This window comes from Arthrobacter sp. Hiyo1 (assembly GCF_001263615.2).
Classification (GTDB): Bacteria; Actinomycetota; Actinomycetes; order Actinomycetales; family Micrococcaceae; genus Arthrobacter.
In genome coordinates this window covers 97876-100802 of sequence record NZ_DF952469.1, presented here as the reverse complement: position 1 = coordinate 100802, position 2927 = coordinate 97876, and the positions used below count along the sequence as shown (strand labels likewise).

Below are 2927 nucleotides of genomic sequence, written 5' to 3'. Positions count from 1 at the left end.
CACGGAGCTGGGGGTAGCCGTGGGAGTGCTCGACGCCGGCGGGCCGGAAGGTTGCAGCAGCGCCTGTGCCTGGCTTGTCAGCAACATCACAGTGTCGGTGCTCTCCAGGAGCGATGCGCTGCCCAGGAGCGTCTCGGTCGAAGAGAGCGCTTCGGAACGGGCAGTTTCGGAAAACGGCACCGCCTGGGGCTTTCCAACGTCCCGCGGGACAAGCACGGCGCCGACTCCGAGGACGAGGACTGCGAGGAAGGCCAGCAGGAGGGTCCTCATCCAGCGATGGCTCCGTGGTTTCTCAACAGTCTCGTGGTTCACAACAGACTATGGTGTCACGCCCGCAGGCAACTTGCGTCCCCGCGGAGGGACCCCGTGCACCACGCCGCCGCAAATGTCGTTAAGCTAGTAGTCACAACATCATCTATCGGGAGGCGGCTGGCCAGTGAGTCATTCGGAAGCCACGACTTCAACAGACCAGGCTGGAACGGATCCGACGAGTCCAGCACAACACGAGGTCCGCAACCCCGAGGAGAGCAGGCTGAAGGCCCTTCTGGAGCCTGCCGTCCTGGCGAGCCGGCTCTATCTTGAGGATGTTGCCATCCACGTTGCCGGTTCGCACCGGGTAGTCCACGTGGTCATCGACCTGCCCCAGGAGGAAACCGGCGGCGTCAGTCTGGACGTCATCGCGGAAATCTCCAGGGCGCTCTCGGACATCCTGGACAACGATCCCCGCACCGACGGCCGCCCCTACGACCTCGAGGTCTCCTCGCCCGGCGTCGGGCGCCCCCTCACGGAGCCCCGCCACTGGCACCGGGCCCGCGGACGCATGGTCAAGGTCAACGTGATCCAGGGAGAGAACCTGACGGGCCGCATCCAGTCCGTCGACGACGACGGCGTCACGCTGGTTCCCGAGCAAGAGGTCAAGAAGGGCATGAAGCCCAAGCAGGGCGAACCCGTGAAGATTCCTTTCGACAGGATCCGCCAAGGAAAAGTCGAGATAGAGTTCAGCCACCTCAACGAGGCCGTGCTGGAAGACGAGTACAACGGACCTTCCGAGGAGGCCTAATGGATATTGACATGAGTGCGCTGAGACTCCTGGAGCGTGAGCGTGAAATCCCGCTGGACCTCCTGATTCCCACCATTGAGCAGGCGCTCCTGGTGGCATACCACAAGACGCCGGGCGCCTTCGAAAAGGCCCGTGCGGAGCTGGACCGCAAGAGCGGGCACGTGACCATTTGGGCCACGGAAATCGACGACGACGGCGAAGCCATCGGCGAGTTCGAGGACACTCCTGCCGGATTCGGCCGCATTGCGGCGAGCACCGCGCGGCAAATCATCCTGCAGCGCCTGCGCGACGTCGAGGACGACAACGTCCTCGGCGAATTCAAGGGCCGTGAAGGCGAACTCGTCGCCGGCCTGATCCAGCAGGGCAACAACCCGCACATGATCCAGGTGAACCTCGGTTCCGTGGAAGCACTGTTGCCGCCGCCCGAGCAGGTGCCGGGGGAGAAGTACACCCACGGCAACCGCCTGCGTGCGTTTGTGGTGGACGTCCACCGCGGCGCCAAGGGACCCTCCATCACGCTGTCGCGTTCACACCCGGGCCTTGTCCGGAAGCTTTTCGAACTGGAGGTCCCGGAGATCGCGGACCGATCCGTCGAGATCGTGGCATTGGCACGCGAGGCCGGACACCGGACCAAGATGGCCGTCAAAGCCAACACCCCGGGCATCAACGCCAAGGGTGCCTGCATTGGTGAAATGGGTTCCCGCGTCCGCGCGGTCATGACCGAACTCAATGACGAAAAGATCGACATCGTCGACTTCAGCGACGATCCGGCGACCTTCATCGCCAACTCCCTTTCGCCGTCGCGCGTGAATTCCGTCACTATCACGGACGAAGCCACGCGTTCGGCCCGCGTGGTTGTTCCCGACTACCAGCTCTCCCTCGCCATCGGCAAGGAAGGCCAGAACGCCCGCCTCGCAGCCAAGCTGACCGGCTGGCGGATCGACATCGTCTCTGACGCCACTCCGGCCAAGGGCAACTAAACAGACCAAACGGTGCCCGGCCCCGGATCCCCGCACCTTGTGGATTCGGTGGCCGGGCACTCGGGGGCTTAGAATGGATGGAACCGGGCCTATGCCCGGTATCCGTGCGCTTTGGCGTGCTCGCGGCTTGTGGGGCAATAATCCCGGCAAGTCGAGGGTGGGCGCCGAGCCAAGCAGAACCGCAGAAGACAGGCAAAGACACTGAGGCAGGTTGATACACCCAGTGACTGAACTGCTTCACACCAGGCACCAGCCTGTGCGCACCTGCATCGGATGCCGGAAACAAGGCAAGCGGAGCGAGTTGATCCGGCTTGTCGCCGAAGGCGGCGGGTCACCCGTCGTCCTGGTGGATGAACGACGCCGGATGGCTGGCCGGGGTGCGTGGCTGCACCCCAGCACCACATGCCTGACGCTGGCAAGCAAACGGCGTGCTTTCGCTAGGGCCCTCGCGGGCGCAAGTGAAGTCACCGCCGTCGAACGCTACCTGGCGGCAGTCATACCCCCTGCGGACACCCACGTGAAAGCAGGAAAACCGTCCAAACCTGAAAGCGGGTCAGAAAACTGATGGAAACCCGATGAGTTCCCAGCGATGAGTGCGCAACGATGACAACTTTGTTGCGCTCTGCACAGGGCCTATCCGCCGCGTTCGCGGCAGGGGCCCGCAGTAAGAATTAGACGGTTCGTGCCTGGCTCGGTGCGGACCGAGACAGGAGAAATGTGGCCAAGGTCCGCGTACATGAGCTCGCCAAAGAGCTCGGTATTACTTCCAAAGATGCAGTGACAAAACTGCAGGAATTGGGCGAATTCGTTCGCTCCGCCTCTTCGACAATTGAGGCACCGGTCGTGAAGAAGCTTCGCGACGCTATCCGGCGCCGGCGCTGCGAAGG

At 63.3% G+C, this 2927-nt stretch carries 4 protein-coding genes and 1 pseudogene; 4 read left to right on the top strand and 1 reads right to left on the bottom strand.

Annotation, left to right across the window (positions count from 1 at the left end):
• Window positions 1-270 (bottom strand): annotated as a pseudogene (locus AHiyo1_RS24475) (DUF4439 domain-containing protein); the annotation flags it as partial.
• A gap of 166 nt (window positions 271-436) precedes the next feature.
• On the opposite strand from AHiyo1_RS24475, the gene rimP reads away from it, so the two are divergent.
• From rimP to AHiyo1_RS27845, 4 genes are all read left to right on the top strand, one after another.
• Window positions 437-1060 (top strand): ribosome maturation factor RimP, encoded by a 624-nt coding sequence (gene rimP / locus AHiyo1_RS05095; protein ID WP_059387824.1) that lies wholly within the window; start codon window positions 437-439, stop codon window positions 1058-1060.
• Window positions 1060-2040: a transcription termination factor NusA gene (gene nusA, locus AHiyo1_RS05090; protein WP_059387823.1), complete on the top strand. Its 981-nt coding sequence runs from the start codon at window positions 1060-1062 to the stop codon at window positions 2038-2040. The genes rimP and nusA overlap by 1 nt, the downstream gene beginning before the upstream one ends.
• A gap of 223 nt (window positions 2041-2263) precedes the next feature.
• Complete coding sequence (locus tag AHiyo1_RS05085; RefSeq protein ID WP_059387822.1) at window positions 2264-2605, top strand: YlxR family protein; 342 nt, start codon at window positions 2264-2266, stop codon at window positions 2603-2605.
• A 152-nt stretch (window positions 2606-2757) separates the two neighbouring features.
• Window positions 2758-2927, top strand: a 170-nt coding sequence (locus tag AHiyo1_RS27845) for a translation initiation factor IF-2 N-terminal domain-containing protein (RefSeq protein WP_148667473.1), incomplete at its 3' end; no start/stop codon positions are given.

What these genes read in the sequence shown, in the direction of transcription:
- nusA (WP_059387823.1), top strand. Translation starts at nt 1,060, where the DNA reads ATGGATATTGACATGAGTGCGCTGAGACTCCTGGAGCGTGAGCGTGAA.